Origin of the sequence: Pelosinus baikalensis, assembly GCF_020819555.1 — a bacterium.
GTDB lineage: Bacteria > Bacillota > Negativicutes > DSM-13327 > DSM-13327 > Pelosinus > Pelosinus baikalensis.
The window spans coordinates 1-1,561 of sequence record NZ_JAJHJB010000111.1 but is presented as its reverse complement, the minus strand read 5'-3'; the positions used below and the strand labels follow the sequence as shown (position 1 = coordinate 1,561).

Genomic DNA, 1,561 nt, shown 5'->3' with positions numbered 1-1,561 from the left:
TTAAAATTGAGGACTATATTCGCATAGCTGTATATCAATGTCCTAAATGTCTTGCGACATGGTCCACCTTAACAAATACGAAAGTGAGGAAATCAAAATGAAAAAGGTTATTAATCTTGGTGCCTCATGCACAACTTGCAAATTTCAGGATCGGTCAAATCATGACGCTTGCCATAAATGCATGATTTTAAATGGTCATAAAGGATGGGAACCTGCAGAAGGGGTTCAGATCATTGAGGGAGAGGATTGGCAAGGCAATCTTACTCGTCGTGTAGTAACAGGGGGTGTGGCGTAATGGGTAGTAATAATGTAGTTACTTTGCAGCAGCAATCTGGTGCTGTGGTAGACATAGATACTCTAGGTGGTAGTGCTCTTGAAATGAGCCGGAGCTTAGATGAAATGAAAGCTAAAATTGAGATCGTTCAGAGATTTATTAAAGACGTCATGATTGAGGGGCTTGATTATGGGAAGATTCCCTATACCGATAATAGAACACTTTTTCAGCCTGGAGCAGATAAATTGAATGCTCTGTACGGTTATGCTCGACAAATCGTTTTTAAAGATGAAAACAAAAATGATAAGACTGGTCATTATGATGTGACAATCAGAATTAAACTTTGCCACAAAGGAACTGGAATCGTTGTTGGTGAGGGAGAAGGCTCATGCAGCACTATGGAATCAAAATATCGGTATCGTTGGGTGTACGAAAGTAAATTACCTAGGGGGATCGATAAGGAATCACTAGTAACTGAAATCTTTAAATCCAAGAAAAAAGGGGAGGAGGGTAAAGAGTACGCAAAATATCGTATTGAAAATGCGGATTTAGCTGATGTTTGGAATACCGTATTAAAGATGGCAATTAAGCGAGCGTATCTTTCAGCCACTCTCGCTGCTACTGGTTTAAGTGGCATCTTTAGTCAGGAAGAAGAAGATTTCGATTCATGGGTTGATGGTGATGGTAATGATAAGCCAGAAAAAGAAAAATTCGAAAAACAGCGTGCCACTCCTAAGGCTAGTGATGAACGTGCATCCTTTACTCCACCTACAGGTAATAAACTATCGGACAAGCAGTATGGCAAAATCGTAGGTGATGCAAAACGGAAGAACGTCGATGAGAGTGGTATAAAATCCATCGTGCAATTTGTAAAAGGAAAGTCTCTTAGTGACTTAACCACCGCTGAAGCTAGTTCGGTGATTGATTTTATAGCAAAAACCAATGAGGAAGAGTTGCAAGATTTACTCATGTCAGCTGCACTACCAGGTGATATGGCATGAAAATAGCTCATGTAGCAGATATACATTGGGGCCTTGGTTATTCTGGCCCCACTGCTACCGCTCGATTCGATGATATATGTCGCACTATGGATTGGGTAGCGGATCGGATGATAGCTGAAGGTTGTGACATCGTAATTGTTGCTGGTGATATGTTCCGAAAAGCTGATATTGCGCTGGAAAAGGCAAGTAAAGAGATCCGAGCTTGCACTGCATGGCTACGAAAACTAACTACAGCAGGTATTGAGATATTTATAATTTCAGGTACTCCAAGTCATGATCCTATTAG

3 protein-coding genes are annotated in these 1,561 nt (G+C 40.7%); all 3 read left to right on the top strand.

The features are described 5' to 3' along the window. Positions 1-97: 97 nt before the first annotated feature. Positions 98-295 (top strand): hypothetical protein, encoded by a 198-nt coding sequence (locus LMF89_RS25310; protein ID WP_229537580.1) that lies wholly within the window; start codon positions 98-100, stop codon positions 293-295. Continuing rightward, positions 295-1,275 (top strand): hypothetical protein, encoded by a 981-nt coding sequence (locus tag LMF89_RS25305; RefSeq protein ID WP_229537579.1) that lies wholly within the window; start codon positions 295-297, stop codon positions 1,273-1,275. Before LMF89_RS25310 ends, LMF89_RS25305 begins: the two co-directional genes overlap by 1 nt. Further along, positions 1,272-1,561: metallophosphoesterase family protein (locus LMF89_RS25300; protein WP_229537578.1), on the top strand; the 290-nt coding region annotated here is incomplete at its 3' end. The genes LMF89_RS25305 and LMF89_RS25300, both read left to right, overlap by 4 nt.

Bases quoted from the DNA above. Each gene is read 5' to 3' on its own strand.
- LMF89_RS25310 (WP_229537580.1), top strand. From the start codon at position 98: ATGAAAAAGGTTATTAATCTTGGTGCCTCATGCACAACTTGCAAATTT.
- LMF89_RS25305 (WP_229537579.1), top strand. From the start codon at position 295: ATGGGTAGTAATAATGTAGTTACTTTGCAGCAGCAATCTGGTGCTGTG.